The organism is [Zimmermannella] alba NBRC 15616, from assembly GCF_001570905.1.
GTDB lineage: Bacteria > Actinomycetota > Actinomycetes > Actinomycetales > Microbacteriaceae > Pseudoclavibacter > Pseudoclavibacter albus.
In genome coordinates this window covers 450,424-475,144 of the sequence record NZ_BCSO01000001.1, presented here as the reverse complement: position 1 = coordinate 475,144, position 24,721 = coordinate 450,424, and the positions used below count along the sequence as shown (strand labels likewise).

22 protein-coding genes and 2 pseudogenes are annotated in these 24,721 nt (G+C 65.5%); 5 read left to right on the top strand and 19 right to left on the bottom strand.

All coding sequences use genetic code 11. The features are described 5' to 3' along the window. The 6 genes from ruvX to ZAL01S_RS02225 form a co-directional block, all read right to left on the bottom strand. Positions 1 to 474 (bottom strand): Holliday junction resolvase RuvX, encoded by a 474-nt coding sequence (ruvX, locus tag ZAL01S_RS02250; RefSeq protein ID WP_066079001.1) that lies wholly within the window; start codon positions 472 to 474, stop codon positions 1 to 3. Next, the gene (alaS, locus tag ZAL01S_RS02245) at positions 474 to 3,137 is read right to left on the bottom strand and encodes an alanine--tRNA ligase (RefSeq protein WP_066079000.1); all 2,664 of its coding nucleotides are present in this window, start codon (positions 3,135 to 3,137) and stop codon (positions 474 to 476) included. Before alaS ends, ruvX begins: the two co-directional genes overlap by 1 nt. Positions 3,138 to 3,178: 41 nt before the next feature. Then, positions 3,179 to 3,388: a hypothetical protein gene (locus tag ZAL01S_RS02240; RefSeq protein WP_066078998.1), complete on the bottom strand. Its 210-nt coding sequence runs from the start codon at positions 3,386 to 3,388 to the stop codon at positions 3,179 to 3,181. A 28-nt stretch (positions 3,389 to 3,416) separates the two neighbouring features. Then, positions 3,417 to 3,785 (bottom strand): DUF948 domain-containing protein, encoded by a 369-nt coding sequence (locus ZAL01S_RS02235; protein WP_066078996.1) that lies wholly within the window; start codon positions 3,783 to 3,785, stop codon positions 3,417 to 3,419. Between the two features lie 174 nt (positions 3,786 to 3,959). Continuing rightward, on the bottom strand, positions 3,960 to 4,589 hold the full coding sequence (rpsD, locus tag ZAL01S_RS02230) for a 30S ribosomal protein S4 (protein ID WP_066078995.1): 630 nt from the start codon (positions 4,587 to 4,589) through the stop codon (positions 3,960 to 3,962). 214 nt (positions 4,590 to 4,803) lie between these two features. Further along, on the bottom strand, positions 4,804 to 6,147 hold the full coding sequence (locus ZAL01S_RS02225) for a replication-associated recombination protein A (protein ID WP_083522975.1): 1,344 nt from the start codon (positions 6,145 to 6,147) through the stop codon (positions 4,804 to 4,806). A gap of 74 nt (positions 6,148 to 6,221) precedes the next feature. On the opposite strand from ZAL01S_RS02225, the gene ZAL01S_RS02220 reads away from it, so the two are divergent. From ZAL01S_RS02220 to ZAL01S_RS02210, 3 genes are all read left to right on the top strand, one after another. Continuing rightward, positions 6,222 to 7,010 carry a peptidylprolyl isomerase gene (locus tag ZAL01S_RS02220; protein WP_066078993.1) on the top strand — a complete coding sequence of 263 codons (789 nt, stop codon included), beginning with the start codon at positions 6,222 to 6,224 and terminating at the stop codon, positions 7,008 to 7,010. A 160-nt stretch (positions 7,011 to 7,170) separates the two neighbouring features. Then, entirely contained in the window at positions 7,171 to 8,403 is a 1,233-nt protein-coding gene (locus ZAL01S_RS02215) for a DUF349 domain-containing protein (RefSeq protein WP_066078992.1), read from the top strand. 111 nt (positions 8,404 to 8,514) lie between these two features. After that, entirely contained in the window at positions 8,515 to 9,072 is a 558-nt protein-coding gene (locus ZAL01S_RS02210) for a hypothetical protein (protein WP_066078989.1), read from the top strand. A gap of 27 nt (positions 9,073 to 9,099) precedes the next feature. On the opposite strand, the gene ZAL01S_RS02205 is transcribed toward ZAL01S_RS02210, so the two are convergent. Beyond that, positions 9,100 to 9,831: an ArsR/SmtB family transcription factor gene (locus ZAL01S_RS02205; RefSeq protein ID WP_066078987.1), complete on the bottom strand. Its 732-nt coding sequence runs from the start codon at positions 9,829 to 9,831 to the stop codon at positions 9,100 to 9,102. A 66-nt stretch (positions 9,832 to 9,897) separates the two neighbouring features. Between ZAL01S_RS02205 and ZAL01S_RS02200 the strand changes: the two genes are divergently transcribed. Continuing rightward, complete coding sequence (locus ZAL01S_RS02200; protein ID WP_066078984.1) at positions 9,898 to 11,136, top strand: MFS transporter; 1,239 nt, start codon at positions 9,898 to 9,900, stop codon at positions 11,134 to 11,136. Further along, a pseudogene (locus ZAL01S_RS02195) lies at positions 11,133 to 12,119 on the top strand (IS481 family transposase). Before ZAL01S_RS02200 ends, ZAL01S_RS02195 begins: the two are co-directional and overlap by 4 nt. Here the strand turns inward: ZAL01S_RS02195 and ZAL01S_RS02185 are convergent. The 12 genes and pseudogenes from ZAL01S_RS02185 to ZAL01S_RS02130 form a co-directional block, all read right to left on the bottom strand. Then, the gene (locus ZAL01S_RS02185) at positions 12,116 to 14,389 is read right to left on the bottom strand and encodes a RelA/SpoT family protein (protein ID WP_066078973.1); all 2,274 of its coding nucleotides are present in this window, start codon (positions 14,387 to 14,389) and stop codon (positions 12,116 to 12,118) included. The pseudogene ZAL01S_RS02195 and the gene ZAL01S_RS02185 overlap by 4 nt on opposite strands. A gap of 334 nt (positions 14,390 to 14,723) precedes the next feature. After that, a pseudogene (secF, locus tag ZAL01S_RS02180) lies at positions 14,724 to 15,716 on the bottom strand (protein translocase subunit SecF); the annotation flags it as partial. Then, positions 15,713 to 17,449: a protein translocase subunit SecD gene (secD, locus tag ZAL01S_RS02175; protein WP_066079379.1), complete on the bottom strand. Its 1,737-nt coding sequence runs from the start codon at positions 17,447 to 17,449 to the stop codon at positions 15,713 to 15,715. The pseudogene secF and the gene secD, both read right to left, overlap by 4 nt. 66 nt (positions 17,450 to 17,515) lie before the next feature. Then, complete coding sequence (yajC, locus tag ZAL01S_RS02170) at positions 17,516 to 17,959, bottom strand: preprotein translocase subunit YajC (protein WP_066078971.1); 444 nt, start codon at positions 17,957 to 17,959, stop codon at positions 17,516 to 17,518. A gap of 74 nt (positions 17,960 to 18,033) precedes the next feature. Further along, positions 18,034 to 19,050, bottom strand: a complete 1,017-nt coding sequence (ruvB, locus tag ZAL01S_RS02165; RefSeq protein ID WP_066078967.1) for a Holliday junction branch migration DNA helicase RuvB — start codon at positions 19,048 to 19,050, stop codon at positions 18,034 to 18,036. After that, a complete protein-coding gene (ruvA, locus tag ZAL01S_RS02160; RefSeq protein WP_066078963.1) occupies positions 19,047 to 19,655 on the bottom strand; it encodes a Holliday junction branch migration protein RuvA in 609 nt (202 codons plus the stop codon). The genes ruvB and ruvA overlap by 4 nt, the downstream gene beginning before the upstream one ends. 17 nt (positions 19,656 to 19,672) lie before the next feature. Continuing rightward, on the bottom strand, positions 19,673 to 20,266 hold the full coding sequence (ruvC, locus tag ZAL01S_RS02155) for a crossover junction endodeoxyribonuclease RuvC (protein WP_066078960.1): 594 nt from the start codon (positions 20,264 to 20,266) through the stop codon (positions 19,673 to 19,675). 8 nt (positions 20,267 to 20,274) lie between these two features. After that, positions 20,275 to 21,042, bottom strand: coding sequence for a YebC/PmpR family DNA-binding transcriptional regulator (locus ZAL01S_RS02150; RefSeq protein WP_066078957.1), 768 nt, complete (start codon positions 21,040 to 21,042; stop codon positions 20,275 to 20,277). 92 nt (positions 21,043 to 21,134) lie between these two features. Continuing rightward, positions 21,135 to 22,418 (bottom strand): M18 family aminopeptidase, encoded by a 1,284-nt coding sequence (locus ZAL01S_RS02145; RefSeq protein WP_066079376.1) that lies wholly within the window; start codon positions 22,416 to 22,418, stop codon positions 21,135 to 21,137. A gap of 77 nt (positions 22,419 to 22,495) precedes the next feature. Next, a complete protein-coding gene (pdxT, locus tag ZAL01S_RS02140; protein ID WP_241179753.1) occupies positions 22,496 to 23,107 on the bottom strand; it encodes a pyridoxal 5'-phosphate synthase glutaminase subunit PdxT in 612 nt (203 codons plus the stop codon). Further along, positions 23,101 to 24,012 carry a pyridoxal 5'-phosphate synthase lyase subunit PdxS gene (gene pdxS, locus ZAL01S_RS02135; protein ID WP_066078953.1) on the bottom strand — a complete coding sequence of 304 codons (912 nt, stop codon included), beginning with the start codon at positions 24,010 to 24,012 and terminating at the stop codon, positions 23,101 to 23,103. The genes pdxT and pdxS overlap by 7 nt, the downstream gene beginning before the upstream one ends. A 127-nt stretch (positions 24,013 to 24,139) precedes the next feature. Next, positions 24,140 to 24,721: an HIT family protein gene (locus ZAL01S_RS02130; protein WP_083522973.1), complete on the bottom strand. Its 582-nt coding sequence runs from the start codon at positions 24,719 to 24,721 to the stop codon at positions 24,140 to 24,142.

The window sequence follows — 24,721 nt, the reverse complement described above, 5'->3', positions numbered from 1 at the left end:
TCAGCGCACCTCCGACTCGTCGTTCAACAGGGTTCCGGGGGGACGACCACTCGATCGCTCCGCTTCGAGGGCGTTCTGCAGGATGACGACGGCGGCCAACTGGTCAATGCGATCGCGCGACCGGCTCGGCTTCTTGCCCGAGGCACGAAGTTGCACGGAAGCACTCACCGTCGACAGACGCTCGTCCACGTAGCGAATCGGGACGGGACACACGGCGGCAAGCTGCTCGGCGACCTTTCGCGCATCCTGCGTGGACGCGGTCTCGTTGCCCGAGAGCGCAAGTGGGAGCCCGATGAGCACCTCGATCGCCTCATGTTCCTGGATGAGTGTCACAAGTGGCTTGACGTGCGCGTCACCCTCAAGATCACGTGGCACGGTCTCAACCGGGGATGCGAGCATGCCGTGGAAGTCGGATCGGGCAACCCCGATCCGAGCCTTCCCGACGTCGATGCCGAGTCGGACCCCGCTGCGCACTAGACGCCCAGCTCCGTTCGAACCGCCGCAAGGGCAGCCTCGATCTGGCTGGCGTCCTGGCCACCGCCCTGTGCGACATCGTCCTTGCCGCCGCCACCGCCGCCGAGCACGCCGGCTGCGATACGCACGAGCGCACCAGCCTGAACGCCCGCTTCACGGGAGGCTTCGTTCGTGGCAATGACGACGAGCGGACGCTCATTCGCGACACCTGCGAGGGCGACCGTCGCGGCCTCGGTGCCAAGCTGTTCGCGCACGCGAAGCACGAGCGTGCGCAGCTCATCGCCTGAGGGGACCTCGCCGATCGATGCTGCCACGACTGCGCCGCGTGCACCGCGAACGGCACCCGCCACGAGTTCGGGCACACGCTGCGCGAGCTGGCGAGCCTCGAGCTCCTGGATGCGCTTCTGCGCCTGCTTGAGCTGCTGGACGAGATCCTGGACACGCTCACCAAGCTGCTCGCGCGGAGCCTTGAGGTTCTGACTCAGCTGGTTCACAATCGCGCGCTCAGCGGCGAAGTCCTTGAACGCGTCCTTGCCGACGAGCGACTCGATTCGGCGGTTCGCCGAGCCCACGGAGGACTCGCTCACAAGGTTGATGATGCCGATCTCTGCCGAGCTGCCCACGTGGGTACCACCGCAGAGTTCGCGCGACCACTCACCGCCGATGTCGACCATACGCACGACAGCGCCGTACTTCTCACCGAAGAGCGCGCGGGCGCCCATGGCCTTCGCCTCGTCGAGCGCCATTTCGCGGGTGACGACCTCGTAGTTCTGGCGAATCGCGCTGTTGGCGATCTCTTCGAGCTCAGAGCGCGTCTCAGCGGAAAGCGGCTGCGTCCACGCGAAGTCGAGGCGCATGTAGCCGGCCTTGTTGTACGAGCCGGATTGGTGTGCGTCGGGGCCGAGCACGTCGCGGAGGGCGGCGTGGATGAGGTGGGTTGCCGAGTGCGCTTGGCAGGCAGCGCGGCGGTAGGCAGGATCCACGACGGTCTCGACGCGCTCGCCGACACCGATTTCGCCCTGGCTCACAGTGACGGTGTGGCTGACGAGACCCGGCACCGGCTTCTGCACATCAACGACATCTGCGACAAATCCATTGCCTGTGCCGAGGATCGTGCCGGAGTCGGCTTCCTGGCCGCCGGACTCTGCGTAGAGCGCGGTTTCCTTGAGGATAAGTTCGACGGTCTCGCCAGCGCGTGTGCTCGAGACGGAGACACCATCCTTCAGGATGCCGAGGACTTCGGTCTCCTGGTTGAGCTGCTCGTAGCCGGTGAAGACCGTCTCACCCTGCGCACGAATCGCCGAGTACACGCTCGTGTCGGCGTGAGCGGTGCGCTTCGCTTTGGCATCAGCCTTCGCACGTGCACGCTGCTCGCTCATGAGCTCGTCGAAGGCCTGGCGGCTGACGGTGAGGCCTGCTTCTTCGGCCATTTCCATCGTGAGGTCGATCGGGAAGCCGAAGGTGTCGTGCAGAAGGAAGGCGGTCTTGCTCGAGAGGCTCTGCGAGCCCTGCGCCTTCGTTTCCTTGACGGCCTCGTCGAGGATGGCCGTGCCCTGCTCGAGGGTCTTCAAGAACGTCTGCTCTTCCGCGTAGGCGAGGCGCTGCACGCGTTCGAAGTTTGCAGCGACCTCCGGGTAGCCCTCCGACATGACTGCGTGTGAGAGCGGGAGCAGCTCCGGCAGCGTCGGGCCTTCCACACCGAGCAGACGCATCGCGCGGATGGCGCGGCGAAGCAGGCGGCGGAGGATGTACGAGCGGCCCTCATTGCCGGGAGCAACGCCGTCCGACATGAGCATGAGGCCCGAGCGGACGTGGTCGGCAATCACGCGAAGGCGGACGTCGTCATCGCGGTTGGCGCCGTATTCGACACCGGCGAGTTCTGCGGCGCGGTCGAGCACCGGGCGAACCTCGTCGATCTCGTACATGTTGTTGACACCCTGCTTGATGAACGCGATGCGCTCGAGGCCCATGCCGGTGTCAATGTTCTTCTTCGGGAGCTCGCCGATGATGTCGAAGTCGACCTTCGAACGAACCTCGCCGAGGAGGTCCTGCATGAACACGAGGTTCCAGACCTCGACGTAGCGGTCGTGGCCGGTGGTCGGGCCGCCGTCGGGACCAAATTCGGGACCGAGGTCGTAGAAGATCTCGGAGTCGGGGCCACCCGGGCCAGCCTGACCCATGTGCCAGTAGTTGTCCGAGCGGCCGAGACGCTGCACGCGGCCCTCAGCGATGTCGGTGCACTCGTACCAGAGCGATTCGGCCTCATCGTCCGTCTCGAAGACGGTTGCCCACATGCGGTCCTTCGGGAACGCGAGGCAGCCTTCTTCTTCGGGGCCCGTGAGGAACTCCCACGCCCAGGTGATGGCTTCGCGCTTGAAGTAGTCGCCGAACGACCAGTTACCGAGCATCTGGAAGAAGGTGCCGTGGCGCGGGGTCTTGCCGACCTCTTCGATGTCGTTCGTGCGGATGCACTTTTGCACATCGGCCATGCGGGTGCGCGGCGGCTGCTCGGACCCGAGCAGGTACGGCACCATCGGCACCATGCCAGCGATGTTGAACATGACCGAGGGGTCGTCACTCACGAGCGAAGCTGAGGGGACGATGAGGTGTCCCTTGGACTCCATGAAGTCAAGGTAACGCTGGCGAATTTCTGCAGTGCGCATGTGCGTCGAATCTCTCGAAGACGTAGTGGGATGGGATGAAGTTAGGCGCGGTGAGCGCGGTCTTGCTCGGCGATGACGTGCTCGAGCTCTTCGACGCGGGCGTCGTAGCCAGCGCGGATGGCTTCACCGAAGCCGTCAAGCTGCTCGTTGACCTGCGTGAAGAACGCGTGGCCGCGCTCGGTCTTGTTCACGAAGTGCGCGATGGTCAAACCGGCGGCGATGCCGGCGACAACACCAATGGTGGTACGCATGACGTCTCTCCTTGTGGTGGTGACGGGACTAGCGGGAACGCTTCTTCGCGCCGCGCAGGCTCATGATGCCAGCGCGTGCCGCGGCCGTGAAGCCAGCGAGCTTGATGAGCGGGCCACCGACCGTGGCCGCGGTGAGCGCGACGAGGCTCGAGACGTTGTTCGTCGTGTCGGACACGTGGTTCGTGATCGTGTCGACCTTCTGAAGCTGCTTGTTCGTCTCGCGAACGGTGATCTGCGTTTCCGCGAGCGTCGGGGTAATCGAGTCGACCGACTCGCGGATGCCCTTGCGGAGCTCGTCGAGGACACCGCCAAGCTTGATGAGGGGAACTGCGAGCAGGGCCACGAGAATGAGGAACACGCCCGCTGCAATGAGGCCTGCGATGTCGCCACCGGTCATATGCATTGTCTCCATCAGCTTGTTGAGGCGCGGTCTGCGTCACCGCACCGTACCCGCTTTGGGCACTCTGTCGATGATAGTGCCCCGCTTCATCCCCGCGTTGCGTGAATGAGGTGTGCGCGAACGGGAAAGGGGCCCACCGCCGAAGCGATGGGCCCCTTTTGCAGGGAGGTACTAGCGAGCTGCGTAGTACTCAACGACGAGCTGGACGTCACACTGGATCGGCACCTCGGCACGCTTCGGGCGGCGCGTGAGCACAGCCTGGAGCTTGTCGAGCTCAACCGAGAGGTAACCCGGAACCGGGGGAAGCACCTCAGCGTGGCCACCGGCAGCGGCAACCTGGAACATCTCACGCTCTTCCGAACGCGGCTTGACGTGGATCTGCTGGCCCGGCTTCACACGGAACGAGGGGCGGTCAACGATCTTGCCGTCAACGAGGATGTGGCGGTGGACGACCATCTGGCGAGCCTGAGCGGTCGTGCGGGCAAAGCCTGCGCGGAGCACGAGTGCGTCGAGGCGCATCTCGAGGAGCTCAACGAGGTTCTCACCGGTGAGGCCTGCGGTACGGCGAGCCTCTTCGAAGACGATGCGAAGCTGCTTCTCGCGGAGACCGTACTGGGCGCGCAGACGCTGCTTCTCGCGCAGACGCACTGCGAAGTCGGAGTCGGTCTTGCGGCGCGTGCGGCCGTGCTGGCCGGGAGCGTAGGGACGCTTCTCCATCGCGCGGGCAGCCTTCGGGGTGAGGGCCACGCCGAGGGCGCGGGAGAGGCGCACCTTCGAACGGGTGCGGGAGGTCTTGGACATGAATGAGCCTTTCGGATCGTTTGGCGCGCGTGAGCGCGCAGATGGAGTGCTCCGCATCCGGAGGCGGTCTCGATGAGAGCGCAAAACTCCTGTGGATGCGTCAAACGCGGTGAACCGCACTCGGTGCGATTCGGGTGTCGTCGACGGCTCGGCTACAGAGGCCGTCGCAGGCATTGGGGATCCAGCCGCAGATCAATCCAATGCAGTGACCGAATCAGCTTAGTGGCTTCTCGCGGTCTTCGCCACGCGTAATGCGTCGGAGTTTCGCAAGCCGCGGGTGAACTTCGCGTTCGAAACCGAGTTGTTTCGGTTGGTAGTACTCGGCGCCGCGGAGGGTGTCCGGCAGATATTGCTGCGTGAGGACACCAAGCTCGTCGTCGTGCGGATAGCGGTATCCGGCTCCGTGCCCGAGTCGCTTGGCCCCGGCGTAGTGAGCATCGCGCAAGTGATTCGGGACGCGGCCCGCGCGCCCGGACTTCACATCGGCGATTGCCTCGTCGATAGCCAGGTAGGCGGCGTTCGACTTCGGAGCGGTCGCGAGATAGACCGTCGCTTCGCTGAGCGGAATCCGTCCCTCGGGCATACCGATGAGCTGGACCGCCTGGGCCGCAGATACTGCGACGCCGAGGGCACTCGGATCGGCCATACCGATGTCTTCGCTCGCGGAGATAATGAGGCGCCGGGCAATAAAGCGGGGGTCCTCACCCGCGACGATCATTCGGGCAAGGTAGTGGAGTGCAGCATCCGGGTCACTCCCCCGGATCGATTTGATGAAGGCCGAGATGACGTCGTAGTGCTCGTCGCCGTCACGGTCGTATCGCAGGAGGGCCTGATCACTTGCCGCGGCGACATGTTCGGCAGTAATCGTCGTCGCGCCCTCGTCGTGAGCGCTTGCCGCGGATGCTTCCAGCGTCGTGAGGGCGCGACGCGCGTCGCCCGATGCGAACTGGATGATGGCCCGCTGTGCTTCCTCATCGAGCGCGAGCTCTCCTGGAACACCGCGCGGGTCAGTGAGCGCGCGCCGGAGCAGTTCGCCGAGATCTGCGTCATCGAGCGGCTGGAGGGTGAGGAGCAGACTCCGCGAGAGCAGCGGCGAAATGACCGAGAAGGACGGATTCTCGGTCGTCGCCGCGACGAGCGTCACCCACCCCTGTTCGACACCCGGCAACAGTGCGTCCTGTTGCGCCTTCGTAAAGCGGTGAATCTCGTCGAGGAAGAGGAGCGTATTCATGCCGTAGAGGTCGCGCTGCGTGAGCGCATCATCCATGGCTTTGCGGACATCCTTCACGCCGGCCTGGATGGCCGAGAGCTGCACGAACCGACGACCGGATGTCGTTGCGAGGGCCTGTGCGAGCGTCGTCTTGCCGGTGCCTGGCGGGCCCCAGAGGATGACGGACACACCTGCCTGCTCAGCAGCATCCGGTGACGCGAGGGTGCGCAGCGGCGAGCCGGGACGCAAGAGGTGCCGCTGCCCGACGACTTCATCGAGCGAACGCGGCCGCATGCGTGCGGCAAGCGGCGCACTTGTCGAGTGCAGCGCGGGGGAACGATCGCTCATGGCCTGGATGTTAGTAAACTCGCCGGGTGCGTGTCTGTCACGCACCCCATCTCTCAACACGTCTGGAGTAGCTAGTGGCTCAAGGAACGTCCAATCGCGAGCAGCGCCGCCGCGCCCGAGAGTATGCGGCGAAGAAGGCGGTCTACGAGCTGCAGCACGAGCGTTCCTCGCGTGACAACCGTCGCTCGCTCATCGGTCTTGGTGTTGTGGCGTTCGCCACGGCAGCCCTGCAGGTGGCCTTCTTCGCGATCGGCCCCGGCGCAACCCCGCCCGCGCAAGATGCTGCAGCCCAGACCTCGACAACTCCGGCGGCTAACGAAACCACTCCGGCCGCGAATGTGCCCGACCCGAGCCTTGCCGAATCGCGCACCTGGAAGGGTGAGATGACAATCAACGGCATCGCGCTCGACGTGGAGTACGACGGCGCGAAGGCGCCGCAGGCGGTCGCGAACGCCGTCTCGCTCGCCCAGAGCGGTTTCTACGAGGGCACGCCCTGCCACCGCCTCACGACTGAGGGCATCTTCGTCCTGCAGTGCGGTGACCCGACCGGCAAGGGCACTGGCGGCCCCGGCTACCAGTGGGGTCCGATCGAGAATGCACCGAAGGATGACCTCTACCCCGCTGGCACCATCGCGATGGCACGCCAGGGCGGCAACGCCGAGAGCATGGGTAGCCAGTTCTTCATCGTCACCGAGGACTCCACGATCCCGAGCGACTCGGCCGGTGGCTACACGATCATGGGCAAGGTGACGAAGGGCCTTGACGAGCTCATAGCGCAGGTCACCGACAAGGGCGTCAAGGACGGTACCGGCGATGGCGAGCCGACGGTTCCCACGACGCTCGAGAAGCTCGAACTCAAGTAGCACCCCGCGCGGTTCCGTCGGGGCGAGGTGGCGGAGAAGCCGTCTCGCCCCGAGTGCTTTGCGTGGCAGCGCCCAGTTGCGTGAACCCGGTCACCTCTATGCCCTAGCATGGATCAGACCCGCGCGTCCGCGCGGATTCCGACACCGAGGGAACACCTGAATGTCTGCTCTTCCCGAGAACCAGTGGGGCCGCGTCGACGAAGACGGCACCGTGTATGTCATTGAAAACGGCACGGAGCGTGTCGTTGGTCAATACCCGGACGGCACCCCTGACGAGGCGCTCGCCTACTTTGTCCGCAAGTTCCAGGACCTCGAGGGGCAGCTTGTCCTCCTCGAGCAGCGCGTGCGCAATGGCGCCCCTGCCCAGGACGTCGCGAAGTCGGTCGCGCACCTGAAGGAACAGCTTGATGGTGCGAACGCGGTCGGCGACCTCGCCTCGCTCAGCGCTCGCCTTGAGGCGCTCGGTGGCACGGTCACGGAGCTCAGCAAGGAGCAGCAGGAGGCCCAGGCCGCTGAACTCGCCGAAGCACTCGCCCACCGCGAGGGCATCGTCGTCGAGATCGAGCAGCTCGCCGCCCAGAACCCGAAGCAGATCCAGTGGAAGCAGACCACGGCGAAGATCGACGAACTCTTCGCTCGCTGGCAGAACCACCAGCAGACGGGCCCGCGCCTGCCGAAGCAGGAAGCGAACGCACTCTGGAAGCGTTTCCGCACGGCCCGCACGACGCTTGATGCCGAGCGCCGTGCCTTCTTCGCTGAGCTCGACGCCCAGCACAAGCAGGCTCGTGACGCAAAGCAGAAGCTCATCCAGCGCGCAGAAGAGCTTGCACCCCGTGGTGCTGACGCCATCCCCGACTACCGTCGACTCCTCGACGAGTGGAAGGCCGCTGGCCGAGCCGGCCGCAAGCACGACGACGCACTCTGGGCGCAGTTCAAGGCTGCCGGTGACGTCCTTTTCCAAGCGAAGCAGGAAATCCTCGCGAAGGAAGACGAAGAGTTCACGGGCAACCTCGAACTCAAGGAAGCGCTCCTCGTTGAGGCAAAGCCCATCCTTGAGATGACCGACCGCAAGGCCGCCCGCGAGAAGCTCATTGACATCCAGCGCCGCTGGGATGAAATCGGCAAGGTGCCGCGCGGCCGCTTCCGCCAGATCGAAGACGAACTCCGTCAGATCGAGCAGCACGTTCGCAAGCTCGACGATGAGCACTGGCGCAACGCCGACCCCGAGAAGAAGGCCCGCAGTGCAGGCCTTCGCGGCCAGCTCGAAGAGGCCATCGAGAAACTCGAGGCTGAGCGCGCTGAGGCAGAAGCCAAGGGTGACACTGCGGGTGTCAAGGCCGCCGAGGAGGCGCTTGAGGCACGCCGCGTGTGGCTGGGCGCGCTCGGCAACTAGTTATGCACACATTGCGGGGTTCTGGGCTTCGGCTCAGGACCCCGCTGCTGTTATCCACAGCTTTTTGGGCCGTCCGCTGCAGCAGGTGACGAATCTCGTCATCATGGTCGCGTGAACGACGTCTACACGGCAGATTTGCGCCCTCGCGAACTCATCGACTTCCCCACCGCTGAACTCATGGCGATGGAGCTCGACGGGGTGCTCTGGCGAGCCGGAGGCGGCATCACGGAGGGCTGGACCTCAGTTGATACGTCCCTCTCCCCCGAAACCCGAGCCTCTGCCATCGCGCACCTCGTGCGAGAACGCGAAACGGTCATCGGCGATGTCGCCCGATGGATCCACTTGGGCGGCACGCAGCCTGAGGAACTCGAGCTTGCGACGACGCGTGGTGGCGTCCGCTTGGGGCATCCGCACATCACCCGCTACGAGCGGATCATTCCAGAGGCCTCGCGGGAACGAATTGCGGGTGTCTGGGTCGTCACTCGTGCGCGTGCTGCCTTCGATGAACTCCGGAACGTGTCTTCGGACGATGTGGCGCTCATCGAACATTGGCTTGCCACGTTCGGCGTCTCGGCACGTGAAGTCTTGCTCGAGCTTGAGCATGCAGGCCGTGTGTCAGGAATCACTGGCCTTCGCCGTCAGCTCTACCGGGTGCAGGCCGCGAGCTAGCTGTACTGACCGGAGACGTTGACCGAGTCAGGCAGTGGTGAGCCAGTCATAAATGTCCTCTGGTTTGTGGATTAGGAGGTCGCGCCGTCCGGGGCGGCGTTCGATCCACCCTCGGTCGATGAGGGCGCGCATGAGCGCGGCTCCGAGTCCTCCAGCGAGGTGGTGGCGTTGCTCGGTCCAGTCCGTACACACCTTCAGCAGGGGACGACGCCCAGCCTGCACCACGGCGAGGTCAACACCGATCCAGGCGAAGTGCTGGGCAGCGTGGGGACCCAGCACGTAGCCGGTGGCCGTCGGGCCGGCGATGGCATCGAGCGGACCCCGAACGGTGCCCTGGATGCCGTCGGTGCGGCGCAGCGTCTCGACCTCGACTAGGCCCGCCAGGATGTCGGTGCCCAGACTGCCGGCCAGGTGGTCGTAGCAGCTGCGCGCCACCCGCAACCGGTCCCACTGGCTGGCCTGGCGTAGCCCCGTGACGCCAGGGGTGGAGGCCAGAGGGATCAACGACTCCAGGACCACCGCGACGTGGGGGCCTGCGAGCCGGTAGCGACGCACCCGTCCCTCGGGCTCGACGACGAGCAGTCCTGCCCCCGCCAGGCGGGACAGGTGCTCGCTGGCGGTGGAGGTGCGCACCCCTGCCACCTGGGCCAGGCGCGTCACGGGGCGGGCGTTGCCGTCGAGCAGTTCGAGCATCATCGCGGCGCGTGACCGTTCGGCGAAGTGCGCGGCCACCGAGGCGATGTCTGGCTGTGGGTCCATGGCACCCATCCTCACCCCGTCACACTTCGACCGCCACCGAAGCGTCCACACCTCATCGTGGTAGGCATGAACCTCTCTCCTGATGCCCCCGCCTCACACCGGGGTGGTGCCCGCAGCAACGGCGGGACATTCCTGCTCGTAGTGTTGTGCATCCCCATGTTCCTGGTGCTGCTGGACGTGTTGGCCATGAACGTGGCGATGCCCACGGTCGGCCGCACCTTCCATGTGCCCGTGGCACGCTGGGCCCAGGTCGTGGATGCCTACACCGTGCCCCTCGCCCTCGCGCTGCTGCCCGCCGGGTGGTTGGTCGACCGCATCGGGCCACGTCACGCCCTGCTGGCCGGCATCACCGTGTTCACCGCCGCGTCGCTGCTCGGAGGGCTGGCCGGGACATGGCTCGTGGTCCTGACGGCCCGCTGGGGTCAGGGGTTGGCTGCTGCTGTGATGCTGCCGGCCGGGTTGGCCGCCCTGAGCCAGGCATGGCCCGAGCCCGGTGAGCGAGCCAAGGCCTTGGGGGCCTGGTCGAGCATCAGCGCCGTGGCGACCGCGCTGGGACCCGCCGTGGGCGGTCTACTCGTCGCCGCGCTGTCATGGCGGGCCGTGTTCTGGATCAATGTGCCCCTCGGCCTCTTCGCCGCGTGGGGGACCGGGCGCCAGCTGTATGCGGCTCGCCCTGCGGCCCTGCACGCCGGCCCGCCCGCCGCCGCTGGTCGAGGCGAGATGGCCAAGCGTGCGCTGGTCGGGTCCGTCATCGCGGCAGCGATGATGACCTCGGGCGCGAACGGCACTCTCCAGGCCATCACGGTCCACTTGCAGTCCGGGCTCGGGATGGGTGCCGGGCCGACTGGACTGCTGCTGTTGCTCGCCACAGCGCCATTCGTCGTGCTCGGCCCCCTCTCGGGGAGGGCTGTCGTCCGCCTCGGCCGACGCCGCGTCGCTGCCCTGGGATTCGCCGTCGGCGCCGTGGGACTCGCGACGCTGGGCTGGCTGCCGGGAACCATGGGTCTCGCCCCAGGGCTGCTGGGCATCGGGGTCGGCCTCGGGTTGATGACCTCCGCCATCGTGGGCGAAAGCCTGTCCGCCTGGCCCGGCCGCCCAGGAGTGGCCAGCGGGCTCAACAACGCCCTCCGACAGACAGGAACCAGCCTCGGCGTGGCCCTCGGAGGCTGGGCAGCCGGATGGTGGAGCGGAACGCCGCTGCTCGTGAGAACCGGAGCCGCAGCAGGACTTTGGTGGGTCGGAGCAGCCGTCCTGGTCTTGGTCACTTTCACCCGCTCCCGCAGGTCGAGGAAGAACCCGCGATGAGCCACCCCAACGCTGCCCTCACACCCCGCCACCGACTGATCGTCGCCCGGCTCGTGGTCGACCAGGGCTGGCCGGTCAGCGACGTCGCAGCCCGATTCCAGGTCTCCTGGCCCACCGTGAAGCGCTGGGCCGACCGCTACAGCACCGGCCAGTCCATGCAGGACCGCTCTTCACGGCCCCACCGGTCGCCGAACAAGACCAGCCAAGCCACGACCAGGCGTTGCATCCAGCTCCGCCTGCGCCTGCGCGAAGGACCGGTCCAGCTCGCGTGCCGGCTCGGGATCGCCCCGTCGACGGTCCATCGGATCCTGGTCGACGCGCACCTGAACCGGCTTTCCCATGTCGACCGCGCCACGGGAGAGCCCGTTCGCCGTTACGAGCACGACCATCCCGGGGCGATGCTGCACGTCGATGTGAAGAAGCTCGGCAACATCCCCGACGGCGGGGGCTGGCGCTACGTCGGCCGACAACAAGGCGACCGCAACCGCGCTGCCACCCCGGACAAGCCTCACAACAAGTGGCGGGACCCGTTGATGGGAAAGGCGTACGTCCACACCGTCATCGATGACCACTCCCGTGTCGCCTACGCCGAGATCCATGACGACGAAACCGCCCTCACCGCCACTGCCGTGCTGGTCCGGGCTGTCGAGTGGTTCAACTAGCGTGGCGTCACCGTCGAGAGGGTGTTGTCCGACAATGGTGGCGCCTACCGCTCACACCTGTGGCGAGACACCTGCCATGAGCTCGGGATCAAGCACAAGCGCACCAGGCCCTATCGGCCGCAGACCAACGGGAAGATCGAGAGATTCCACCGCACCCTGGCCGACGGCTGGGCCTACGCCCGCTGCTACACCTCTGAAGCCGAGCGCCGCGGTGAGCTCGAGGGCTGGCTGCACTACTACAACCACCACAGGCCCCACACCGCCTGCGGCAACCAGCCACCCTTCACGCGATTAACGAACGTCCCCGATCAGTACAGCTAGCTCTTGACGCGCGCCACTTCGTACACGCCCTCAATACGCCGGACCGCGCTGAGCAGACGGTCGAGGTGGACGATGTCGCCCATCTGGAACGAGAAGCGGGAGATCGCGAAGCGGTCGCGCGAGGTGTGCAGATTCGCGGAGAGGATGTTGACGTGATGCTCCGAGAGCACACGCGTGACATCCGAGAGCAGGCCCGCCCGGTCGAGCGCATCCACCTGGATATTCACGAGGAACACACCAGAGGTGTTCGTGTCCCACTCGACTTCGATGAGACGCTCCGGGTCTTGCTTGAGTCCCTTCGCGTTCGAGCAATCGGCGCGGTGCACCGAGACACCCTGGCCTCGGGTGACGAAGCCGAGGATCTCATCGCCCGGCACCGGCGTGCAGCAACGAGCAATCTTCACGAGGATGTCGGCAGCACCGCGCACGAGCACACCCGAGTCCGAACGTGGACGCGGCATCCGAGCCGCATTCGACCCGATCTCAGTGACTTCTGGCTCGTCCTCAACCTCGTCGTCGCCCAGTTCCGTACGGACCTTCTCAAGGAACGACTGCGGAGACACATGCCCATCACCGATTGCTGCGTACAGCGCGGTGATGTCGGCGTACCGGAGGTTTGCGGCGACCGTGTCGAAGGCCTCTTGGACGGCATCCCGGTGCATGGGGATGCTGTTGCGGCGCATCGCGCGGGCCACGAGATCGCGGCCGTGCTCGATCGCCTCATCGCGGCGTTCCTTCGAGAACCACTGCCGGATCTTGTTCCGCGCACGCGCCGAGGCGACGAAGCTCAGCCAGTCCTGCTTCGGGCCAGCATCCGGGTTCTTCGAGGTGAACACCTCGACGACATCTCCGGTCTGCAGCTTCGTGTCCAGCGGCAAGAGGCGCCCGTTGATCTTTGCGCCCATCGTCCGGTGACCGACATCCGTATGGATGGCGTAGGCGAAGTCGACCGGCGTCGCCTTCGCGGTGAGACCGATGACCTTGCCCTGCGGAGTGAAGACGTACACTTCGCGCGCGCCGATCTCGTAGCGGAGCGAGTCGAGGAACTCCTTCGGGTCGCTCGTCTCGGCCTGCCAGTCGCTGAGCCGCGCGAGCCACGCCATCTCGGTGCCAGCCTTCGCCGGGGTTGCGATCGTGGCCCGGCCCGAACGTGCGGTGCTCGATCCCGGTGGCTGCTGCTTGTACATCCAGTGGGCGGCGACGCCGTACTCAGCCCGGCGGTGCATCTCGTGCGTGCGGATCTGAATCTCGACGTGCTTGCCCTCGGGACCGATCACCGTCGTGTGGAGCGACTGGTACAGGTTGTACTTGGGTGTGGCGATGTAGTCCTTGAACCGGCCCGGGACCGGCGTCCAACGGGCGTGCAAGGCACCGAGCACCGCGTAGCAGTCGCGCACTGTGTCGACGATGACACGTAGGGCGGTCAAGTCGTAGATCTCGTCGAAGTCGCGCTTACGCACGACCATCTTTTGGTAGATCGAGTAGAGCTCCTTCGGACGCCCCACGACCTCGCCGCGAATGCGCATGAGGCGCAACTCGGCATTGACCTCGTCAATGAAGCGCTTAAGGTAGGCCTCACGCTGCGGCTGACGCTGCGCGACGAGGTGTTCGATCTCGTGGTACACCTTCGGATGCAAAACAGCGAAGGAGAGGTCCTCCAGCTCGTTCTTCATCGACTGGATACCCATGCGATGCGCGAGCGGTGCATAAATCTCGAGCGTCTCGCGGGCCTTCGCCTTTGCTTTTTCGGGCGGCATGAAGCCCCAGGTTCGCGCGTTGTGGAGGCGGTCGGCGAGCTTGATGATGAGGACGCGGATGTCCTTCGACATCGCGACGACCATCTTGCGGACGGTCTCGGCCTGAGCATTCTCGCCGTAGCGAACCTTGTCGAGCTTGGTCACACCATCCACGAGCATGGCGATTTCGTCACCGAAGTCGGCCCGCAGCTCGTCGAGCGAGTATTCGGTGTCTTCGACGGTGTCGTGCAACAACGCTGCAGCGACGGTGATGGCGCCGACGCCGAGTTCAGCGAGGATGTGGGACACCGCAATTGGGTGGGTGATGTACGGCTCCCCCGACTTACGGAACTGCCCCTCGTGACAGCGCCGCGCAACCTGATAGGCGCGGATGACGAGCGCGGTGTCTGCTTTCGGGTCGCGTCGACGAAGTTCGCGCAGCAACGGTGCGAGTTCGCTCTCCTCGGCAGCCGCTCGAGTGAAGATGCGGGGCACGAGGCGACGCAACGCGCGAGTTTGCGTGGGGTCGCTCATAGGTGCTCCGATCGACAGTGGTGGAGAGAAACCGGAACCCCGCGCACGAAACGGCCCCGGTGGAGCAACGCTACCACCGGGGCCGAGTTCTCACGGTCAGGTGAGTTGGTCGCTAGCGACGACGCTTCGTCCGCTTGGTCGCCTTCTTCGGACGAGGCTTCGGCGCGGGCTCTGCCTCATCCTCGTCGTCGGCGTCGGCAAGTTCCCACGGGTTGTCCGCGTCAGCACTTGATGCGTGCTCCGAGGGCTCGATGGGAGCCACCGATTCGGCCTTGAGCTTCGCGGTCGCTTCGTCCTGTTCCTTCGTCGTCTTGAGCTCCTTACCACCGGTCTTGGCGATGGCGTCCGACTCGGACTCGCCGCGGCGGATGCGCACGGCCTGGTCGATGCGACGGATCGAGGTCTCGCTCGAGCGAAGCACCGCGTAGAGCGGTGCCGCGAGGAAGATCGTCGAGACTGCGCCGACGAGGATACCGATGAACAGCGCGAGCGAGATGTCGCGGAGCGTGCCAGCACCCATGAGGAAGGCACCGATGAAGAGAATCGCTGCAACCGGGAGCACAGCCACGACCGAAGTGTTGATCGAACGCATGAGCGTCTGGTTGATGGCGAGGTTCACGAGCTCAGCGAAGGTGTGGCGCTGGTCCGGCGAGTGGGTCGCGGTCTGCTCACGGACGCGGTCGAAGACGACGATCGTGTCGTAGAGCGAGTAGCCGAGAATCGTGAGGAAGCCGATGACCGTGGCCGGCGTCACTTCGAAGCCGGTGAGCGCGTAGACACCCATCGTGAGGATGAGGTCGTGGAAGAGCGCGAGGATTGCGGCGAGCGAGATCTTCCAGGTGCGGAAGTACGCCGCCATGAGCACGGCAGCGAGCGCCAAGAAGACACCGAGACCGATGAGCATCTGGCGGGTGATGTCCTGACCCCACGACGGACCGATGAGCGAGACGGCAACCTGCTCGCTCGAAGTGCCGTAGGCGGTCGCGAGCTCATCGTGGAGCTGGTTCGTGACCGTCGGGTCGCTCGTGTCCGTCTGGACACGAATCGAACCGTCACCGAGCGTCGAGACACGGGCAGGCGTGGCGCTGTAGTGGGAAGCCACCTCAGTCGCGATCTGCTGGTCCTTCGTGGCCGGCGAGGACACGGTGAATTCAGAACCACCGGTGAACTCGATACCGAGCTCAAGGCCGCCACGGAGGAAGGGGGCAGCCACCGAGATCGCGATACCGATGAGCGCGATCAGAAACCAGATCTTCGCGCGGCCAACAAAGTTGAACGAGCGCTCTCCGGTGTGGAGGTCATTGCCGAGCGTACGAAGTCCGCTCATCGCGTCTCCTCCTTCGTGGTCGTTGCGCCCTGGAGCTGCTGAGCCTTGCGCTCGGCGAGCGTCTGGCGGCGCTTGGCTTCCTTCGAGGCGCCCTTCGAGGCGCGGGCAGTCGGCGAGACGCGGAACTCACCGCGTCCGCGGTAGACCGCACCGAGGGCGCGCGGGTCGAGGCCGGATGCGGGGTGGCCCTCGCCGAAGAAACGGGTGCGGGCGAGCAGGCGCATCACCGGGTGCGTGAACAGCGCCACGACGATGAGGTCGATGACGGTGGTCACGAAGAGGGTGAGCGCGAATCCGCGGACGTTACCGACTGCCACGACGAAGAGCACGGATGCGACGAGCAGGTTCACGGCGTCCGACACCAGAATCGTGCGGAAGGCGCGCTGCCAACCGGTCTCGACAGCTGAGACGAGGCCTCGACCGTCGCGGAGCTCATCCTTGATGCGTTCGAAGTAGACGATGAACGAGTCCGCAGTAATACCGATCGCCACAATCAAACCGGCAACACCGGCGAGCGAGAGTCGGTAACCCTCCTGCGAGGAGAGGAATGTCACCACGAGGTAGGTCAGGCCCGCCGACACGATGAGCGATGCAACGGTCACAAGGCCAAGGGCTCGGTATTGGAAGAGCGAGTACAGCACGACGAGCGCGAGACCGATGCCACCAGCGATGAGACCGTTCATGAGCTGCGAGGTACCGAGCGTCGCCGAGATCGACGACGACGATTGCGTCGCGAAGGTGAACGGGAGCGCACCGAACTTGAGCTGGTCGGCGAGTGCCTTTGAGCTTTGCTGGTTGAAGGTCTGACCCGTAATCTGCGGCTTACCGTCGGTGATGACGGCGTTCGTCGTCGGGGCCACGATGACGCGGTTGTCGAGCGTCACCGCGAAGCGGGTACGGTTTTGGTCTTCCGGAGCCTGCGACTGGCCCTGGTAGCTGTTGAGTCGCTTCGTCACCTCAGCGAACTGCTGCGTGCCCTGGCCGTCGAACTGGATGTTCACAGCCCACTGACCGGTGGTCGCACCCTGCGAGGTGGTCACGAGGCCACTCGAGGCGTCAGCGATACGTTCACCCGAAACCTCGACCGGGCCGAGCACGAACTTCTCCTGACCGGTTTCGTCACAGGTGACGATCGGCTCATCCGGCTTGACATCGGCAGCCTTCGGGATGTCCGTGGCGCAGTTGAACTGGATAAAGTCAATGAACTGCTGGTCAGAGATACCCTGCGGGTCACTCGCGTCGGTCGGCGCAGCCGTCGGCGTCTGGTTGATCGTCTCCGGGAGCTGGTCCTGCGGGATCATCTGCGAGTTCGCGGCCGAGTCGGCGTAGATGACCGGGCGGAAGTCGAGACGAGCCGAGCTTTCCACACGCTGACGCGTGGCCTCATCCATCTGTCCCGGCACCGAGACGACGATGTTGCGGCCACCCTGCGTGGTGATTTCCGCCTCGGACACACCGGCAGCGTCGACACGCTGGCGGATGATCGAGACCGCCTGCTGCATCTGCTCGGTGGTCGGCTCAGCCTGACCTTCCGGCAGCTGGGCCTGGAGGACGAGTTGCGTACCACCCTCAAGGTCAAGGGCAAGCTTCGGCGTCCAGAGGCCGCCTTGCGTGACAGCGATCCAGTTGAGTCCGGCAAGAGCCGCGACGAGCGCGAGCAGCCAGGCGAGCGTTCGCCAGGCTCGGGCGGTCAAGCTCGTCTGCTTGGCTCGCCCGCGCGAGGTGGGGGTCATGAGTGACACGGGGTGTTGGCCTTTCGGCGGTGGTACGCCTCGGCGAGGCGTGGTGATCTGGTGCGGTTAGCGCGTGAAAGCGTCGGGGTCAGCGGGGCGGATGTCGTCCGCGTCAGCAGCGGGTGCAGTCTCGGCGGGCGTTGCCGGGGCAACGGTCTCCTCAATCGAGGTCTCGTCTGCGGGAGCGGCTCCGGTGTTCGGCGTGACGGGAGCCTCGTTGTCGGAGACGACGCTCGCGATCGTCATCGAGTGGACACGAAGGCGGGTGCCCGGGGTGGACTCGATGGTGACGACGTTCTTCTCGTCGTCGATGTCGACGATGGTGCCGAAGACGCCGCTCTGCGTCAGCACCTCTGCGCCCACAACGCGCTGCGACTTCATCTGTTCCTGCTGCTGCTTGCGCTGGCGGTTGCCGCGCCAGAGCACAAGGCCGAGCAGCACGAGCATCGCGATGGGAAGGATGAGGGTGAAGGTGTCGCCTCCAATAGGGGCCTGGGCGGCAAGAATCATGCGGGGGTGCTCCCTTGGGGCCGTTAGACGGCGTGAATCGCGGTGGACAGAACGTTCATCATACGCGGCGAGGCTTACGCGAGGGGGATTTGTTCGGGAACCGGAAGCCCGAGGTGGAGGTACGCGAGCTCGGTTGCCACGCGGCCACGAGGCGTACGAGCAAGCAGTCCCGAACGCACCAGGAAGGGTTCGACGACCGACTCGATCGTGTCGGACTCCTCCCCGATGGAGACAGCGAGAGTCTTGATGCCAACGGGGCCGCCGCGGAAACGGCTGATGAGCCCGTGGAGCACGGCCCGATCGAGGCGGTCGAGCCCGAGAGCATCCACGTCGTAGAGTTCGAGCGCACGATCGACGGCCTCGCCACTTGCCGGCGTCTCGTGGACGAGCGCGTAATCACGCACGCGGCGAAGGAGACGATTCGCGATACGCGGCGTGCCGCGGGAACGACGTGCGATGGACGTCAGCGCGTCATCGGACAGCTCAAGTTCGAGGAGACGCGCTGCGCGGTGGAGCACCTGCTCGAGTTCGGCATCCTCATAAAACTCAAGGTGGGCCGTGAAACCGAAACGGTCACGCAATGGATTCGGCAGGAGGCCAGCACGGGTGGTCGCACCGACGACCGTGAACGGTGCGAGCTCGAGCGGAACACTTGTTGCGCCAGCGCCCTTCCCGACCATGATGTCGATCCGGAAATCCTCCATGGCGAGGTAGAGCATCTCCTCGGCCGAGCGCGCCATGCGGTGGATCTCGTCAATGAAGAGGATCTCCCCCGGCAAGAGGCTCGAGAGCACCGAGGCAAGGTCACCCGCGTGCTGCAGCGCTGGTCCTGAGCTCATGCGCAGTGGCTGCGAAGTCTCCTCAGCAACAATCATGGCGAGCGTCGTCTTGCCGAGGCCCGGAGGACCAGCAAGCAGGATGTGGTCAGGTGCGCGGCCCTGGAGCGCAGCTGCACGGAGCAGCAGGTCGAGCTGGGTGCGGACCTTCGTCTGGCCGACAAACTCAGAGAGGTTCTTCGGGCGGAGCGCGCCTTCAAAGGCGAGCTCCGCCTCAGACTCGGGCGCGGCGTAGTCGTTGAACGGCTCGCTCATCGGGCCCTCGAGAGTTCTTTGAGGGCTGCACGCAGCACATCAGCAACGGGCGCACCCCGAAGCTCCTCGGAGGCGAGCGCTCCATCCACGGCGGGCGCCGCCTGCTTTTCGGCGTAGCCGAGGTTGACGAGCGCGTCGAGCACATCGGCACGCAGACCGCTCTGCGCGGGAAGTGCGCCGGACGCGACATCCGAGCTCGCTGCCGAAGCGGAGACCTTGCCGGTGAGCGACACAATGATGAGCTTCGCGGTCTTCGGACCGACCCCGTTCACACGTTTGAAGGCAGCGACGTCCTGCTCCTCGACGGCCCGAGCAAGCTCTGCCGGGCTCAACTGCGCGAGGACACCCATGGCGGACTTCGGGCCAACACCACTCACACTGCACAAGAGCGTGAAGAGTGAGCGCTCCTCGGGCGAGCGGAAGCCGTACAGCGTCATCTGGTCCTCGCGGACGACGAGCTCGGTGACGACGGTGAGGTCCGCGCCACTGCGCAACTCGAGCGCGTGCGTGGGCGTGAGGTTCACCAGGTACCCCACCCCGTGGACGTCGAGAACACAGGAGCTGGCGGCAACTTCGAGGACGGTGCCGTGGAGGGAGGCAATCACGCTCAACACCGTAGGCGCTAGCGGCGTCCTCGTGAGGTACGTTCCGCGGCGAGCCATGCACGTTGGGCAGGTGTGAGCGCTCCAGCTGCCCGCTCAGCGGGCGCAGCGGCACGGCTCTCGCGGCTGGCGGCTTCGACGGGAGTACGCCACGCGGCGCAAATGGCGAGAGCCAGCGCATCAGCGGCATCAGCAGGCTTGGGTACCTCCGTGAGACGAAGAATCCGCCGCACCATCTCCCCCACCTGCGCCTTGTCAGCGGCGCCGTAGCCGGTCACCGCTGCTTTCACCTCGGAGGGGGTGCGCAGTTCAATCGGGATGCCCCGACGATCAGCGGCAACGAGAATCACCCCGGAGATCTGCGCGATGCCCATCACCGTGCGGACGTTGTGCTGGGCGAAGACCCGCTCGAGCGCGATCTTGTCGGGGGCATGCTCGTCGATGGCTGCCTCGATGGCATCGGCAATGGTACGAAGTCGCGGTGCCAGTTCCATCCCCGCATCCGTGCGCGCGCAGTCAACGTGGACGAGCTGCAGCGTGCGGAGCCGATCAACGTCAATGACCCCGATCCCACATCGAGTGAGGCCGGGGTCAATGCCGAGAATTCTCGTCACGCGAAGACTTAGTCGTCGTCCTCTGCGAGCTGTGCTTCGACGGCGTCGGAGAGGTCGAGGTTCGTGTAGACGTTCTGGATGTCGTCGAGGTCTTCGAGTGCGTCGATGAGCTTGAGCACCTTCTGCGCCGTTTCGAGGTCGGTGATCTCGACCTTGACGTTCGGAACGAACTCAGCCTCAGCCTGGTCGTACTCGAAGCCTGCCTGCTGGATTGCCTCGCGAGCGGCGAGCATGTCGCTTGCCTCGGTGCGGATCTCGAACTTCTCGCCGTGGTCGATGACCTCTTCAGCGCCGGCGTCGAGGACGACCTCGAGCACCTCGTCTTCGGTCGGGGTCTCGCCGTGCGGGACGATGATGACGCCCTTGCGCTCGAAGTTGAAGGCAACCGAGCCGGGGTCGGCCATGTTGCCGCCGTTACGGCTCATGGCCGTGCGGACCTCAGCTGCAGCGCGGTTCTTGTTGTCGGTGAGGCACTCCATGAGGAGCGCAACGCCGCCCGGGGCGTAGCCCTCATACATGATCGTCGTGTAGTCGATGGTCTCGCCGGTGAGGCCAGCACCGCGCTTGACGGCGCGGTCGATGTTGTCGTTCGGGACCGAGGTCTTCTTCGCCTTCTGGATGGCGTCAGCGAGCGTCGGGTTGCCAGCCGGGTCGGGACCACCGATCTTCGCCGCAACCTCAATGTTCTTGATGAGCTTGGCGAAGGACTTGGCACGCTTGGCGTCGATGACGGCCTTCTTGTGCTTGGTGGTGGCCCATTTGGAGTGTCCGGACATGTGCTTCCTGTGATCGTGTCGGTCTGTGGGCGTGCGCCCACGTGAACGGTCTGTCAGTCTACGCCGCTTGCTCGAGGCAAGGTGCGAAGAGGCTAGGAGTGCTCGGGCCAGCCGCCAGCGAGGAAGACAGCGAGGGCACGTTCGAGGCCATCCACATCGCTTGCGGCGCAAAGTTCACGAGCCGAGTGCATCGAGAGCATCGGGATGCCGACGTCGACGGTGCGGATGCCGAGGCGCGTTGCCGTGATCGGGCCGATCGTCGAACCGCACGGCATCGAGTTGTTCGAGACGAAGTCCTGGCTCTGCACGCCTGCGTTGCGGCATACGCCGTGCCAGAGTGCAGCACCGGTGGCGTCACTCGCGTAGCGCTGGTTGGCGTTGATCTTGAGAATTGGGCCGTTACCGGCGAGCGGCACGCAGTCATCGTCGTGACGCTCGCGGTAGTTCGGGTGGACCGAGTGGCCAACGTCGCTCGAGACGCACCAAGAAGCGGCGGCCGCACGGTGGATGTCCTCGGCGGTGGCGCCAAGACCCGCGCGAATGCGCGCGAGCACTTCGTCGAGGAAGGGGCCGCCTGCGCCACTGCGCGTGGCAGAGCCGACCTCCTCGTGATCGAAGCAGACGATCACCGGGATGACGCCGCTCGGCACCGTCTCAATGAGTGCGTGCACGGCCGCGTGGACGCTCACAAGGTTGTCAAGGCGTCCCGAGGACACGAGCGGAGCATCGCCGAAGATCGTCGGCTCCTGGGTGTCGGCGAGGAAGAGGTCCCAGCCGACAATGTCTTCGCGGGCAATCTTGGCGGCGTCCGCGACGAGGTCAAGCGCGCCCTTACCGTTGCCGAGTCCGATGACCGGGCGCAGATGCTGCTGCTTGTTGAGCTTGAGCTCGTCATTGACCGAGCGGTCAAGGTGGATAGCGAGCTGCGGGATGCGGGCAACCGCCCCGGTGCGCACGAGCTGCGTGCTGCCGTCAGCGAGCGCCACACGGCCAGCAATCTCAAGCTCGCGGTCAAGCCACGAGTTGAGGAGCGGGCCACCGTAGACCTCAGCGTTGAGCTGACGCCATCCGTGCGCCTCGTGGTCGGGAGCGGGCTTCAGCTTGAAACCGGGCGAATCAGTGTGTGCACCAGCGATCGCGAAGGGTGTGGTCGGGGTGACGTCCTCGGGGAGGCGCCACGCAATGATGGCGCCATCCCGCAGGACATAGTTCGCACCGGAGGCCTTCGTCCACGGATCGCGCTCCTGAAGCTCGGTAAAATCTGCCTCGTCAAGGCGGCGAGCGGCCTCGAGGGCAGCGTGATAGCTCGACGGGGCGGCAACCACAAAGCTGGCGAGTGATTCAGCGGCCTTCTTTGCGCGCTGTGCTGCACTCATGCGACGACGTGCCATTCGAATGACCTTTCCACGACGCGGATCTGCTCAAGCTGGCAGTGTACTCCGCGCGCGGACGGTTACGTCGCCGAGGAACGACGTGCGACGGTGAGTTCGATGAGCTTCGCGTGGAAGCGACCCTCGCCAGCAACCTCCGGGTGGAACGAGAGGCCGATGATGTTGCCCTGTCCCACTGCGACAACGCGTCCATCGTCGAGGGCCGCGATGACATGTGCCTGCTCCCCCACGGACTCGACGAGCGGTCCGCGAATGAAGACGGCGTGCACGGGCTCCTCGCTGATTTCGGGAGCGTCGAGGTCAACCTCAAAGGACTGGTTCTGCGCACCGAAGGCGTTGCGACGCACGACGACATCAAGGCCGCCGAGCTGCAGCTGGCCGGGCGCGGCATCGTGGATGGCATCCGCAAGCAGGATCAGACCGGCGCAGGTACCGAGCGTGGGAAGGCCCGATGCAATGAGCTGCTGCAGCGGCTCACGGATGCCAAAGATCCGCATGAGCTTGTCGATGGCGCTGGATTCGCCACCCGGCAACACGATCGCTTCGAGGCCCTCAAGGTGTTCTGGGCGTCGCACGAGGACGACGTCCGCGCCGAGACGGCGAAGAACCGTCTCGTGTTCGCGGACGCCGCCCTGCAGCGCGAGTACGCCGACGCGGGGTGCCTGGGTCACCAGCCGCGCTCTGCGAGACGGTGCGGTGCCGGAAGGTCAGCAACGTTGATGCCGACCATGGCCTCACCCAGACCGCGCGAAACTTCGGCGATCGTGGCCGGGTCGTCGTACTGAGCGGTGGCCTTGACGATGGCGCGGGCGCGCTTCTCCGGGTCGCCCGACTTGAAGATGCCCGAGCCGACGAAGACACCGTCAGCGCCAAGCTGCATCATCATGGCTGCGTCGGCCGGGGTGGCAACGCCACCGGCGGTGAAGAGCACAACCGGGAGCTTGCCGGTCTCGGCGACCTCTTCGACGAGACCGTACGGAGCCTGGAGCTCCTTCGCTGCGACGTAGAGCTCGTCCTTCGACATCGACGAGAGCTGGCGGATTTCCTTGTTGATCTGGCGAATGTGCTTCGTCGCCTCCGAGACGTCACCCGTGCCAGCCTCACCCTTCGAGCGGATCATGGCAGCACCCTCGGTGATGCGGCGGAGAGCCTCGCCAAGGTTCGTGGCACCGCAGACGAAGGGGGTCGTGAACTCCCACTTGTCGATGTGGTTCACGTAGTCGGCAGGCGAGAGCACCTCGGACTCATCGATGTAGTCAACGTTGAGGGCCTGGAGCACCTGGGCCTCAACGAAGTGGCCGATACGGGCCTTCGCCATGACCGGGATCGAAACCTCGGCAATGATCTTCTCGATGAGGTCGGGGTCGCTCATGCGGGCAACGCCGCCCTGCGCGCGAATGTCGGCGGGAACACGCTCGAGCGCCATAACGGCGACAGCACCGGCATCCTCAGCGATGCGGGCCTGCTCCGGCGTGACAACATCCATGATGACGCCACCCTTGAGCATTTCGGCGAGGCCTCGCTTGACGCGGTCCGACCCGGTCGTGCCCGGCTGGTTCTCGTTCTGCACCTCAGTCATCGGTGTCCTTTCATCGCACGGCGGCACAACAAGACGCTGTGCCGGATGTCAATATTCTACGGGGGCCAGATTCAGCCTGCGGCTGCACACTAGCTATGGGGATCGTGCATGTGCACGGTGTGAGCGGCTACCACTCGTGACGTTCGGGCCAGGCTTCCGCGAGTTTCGCCCGCAGATCACCGAGCAGGACGGGCATTGCCTTCGTCTTCGCGATGATGGGGAAGAAGTTCGCGTCCTGTGCCCAGCGCGGCACGATGTGCTGGTGAAGGTGGCCCGCGATGCCTGCGCCAGCGATTTGCCCCTGGTTCATGCCGATATTGAAGCCGTCCACGCGGCTCACTTCACGGTGCACGCGCATCGCCGTCTGCGTGAGGGCGGCAATCTCGAGCACTTCGTCCCGATTCGCTTCGTCGTAGGTGGCGATGTGGCGGTACGGGCACACAAGCAGGTGGCCTGCGTTGTACGGGTACAGGTTCATGACCACGTAGGCGTGCTCGCCGCGCGCCACAACGAGGCCGTCCTCATCAGATTTGCTCGGGACGACGCAGAACGGGCAGCCGCGTTCTTCGCGATCACTCCCCTCGCTGATGTACACCATGCGGTGCGGCGTCCACGTGCGCTGAAGCTCATCCGGAACGCGCGCGTACTCCCCCGACTCGGTGAGCTCGATGTCCTCGAGCTCACCGTCGGGGAAGCCAAGACCGGCCAT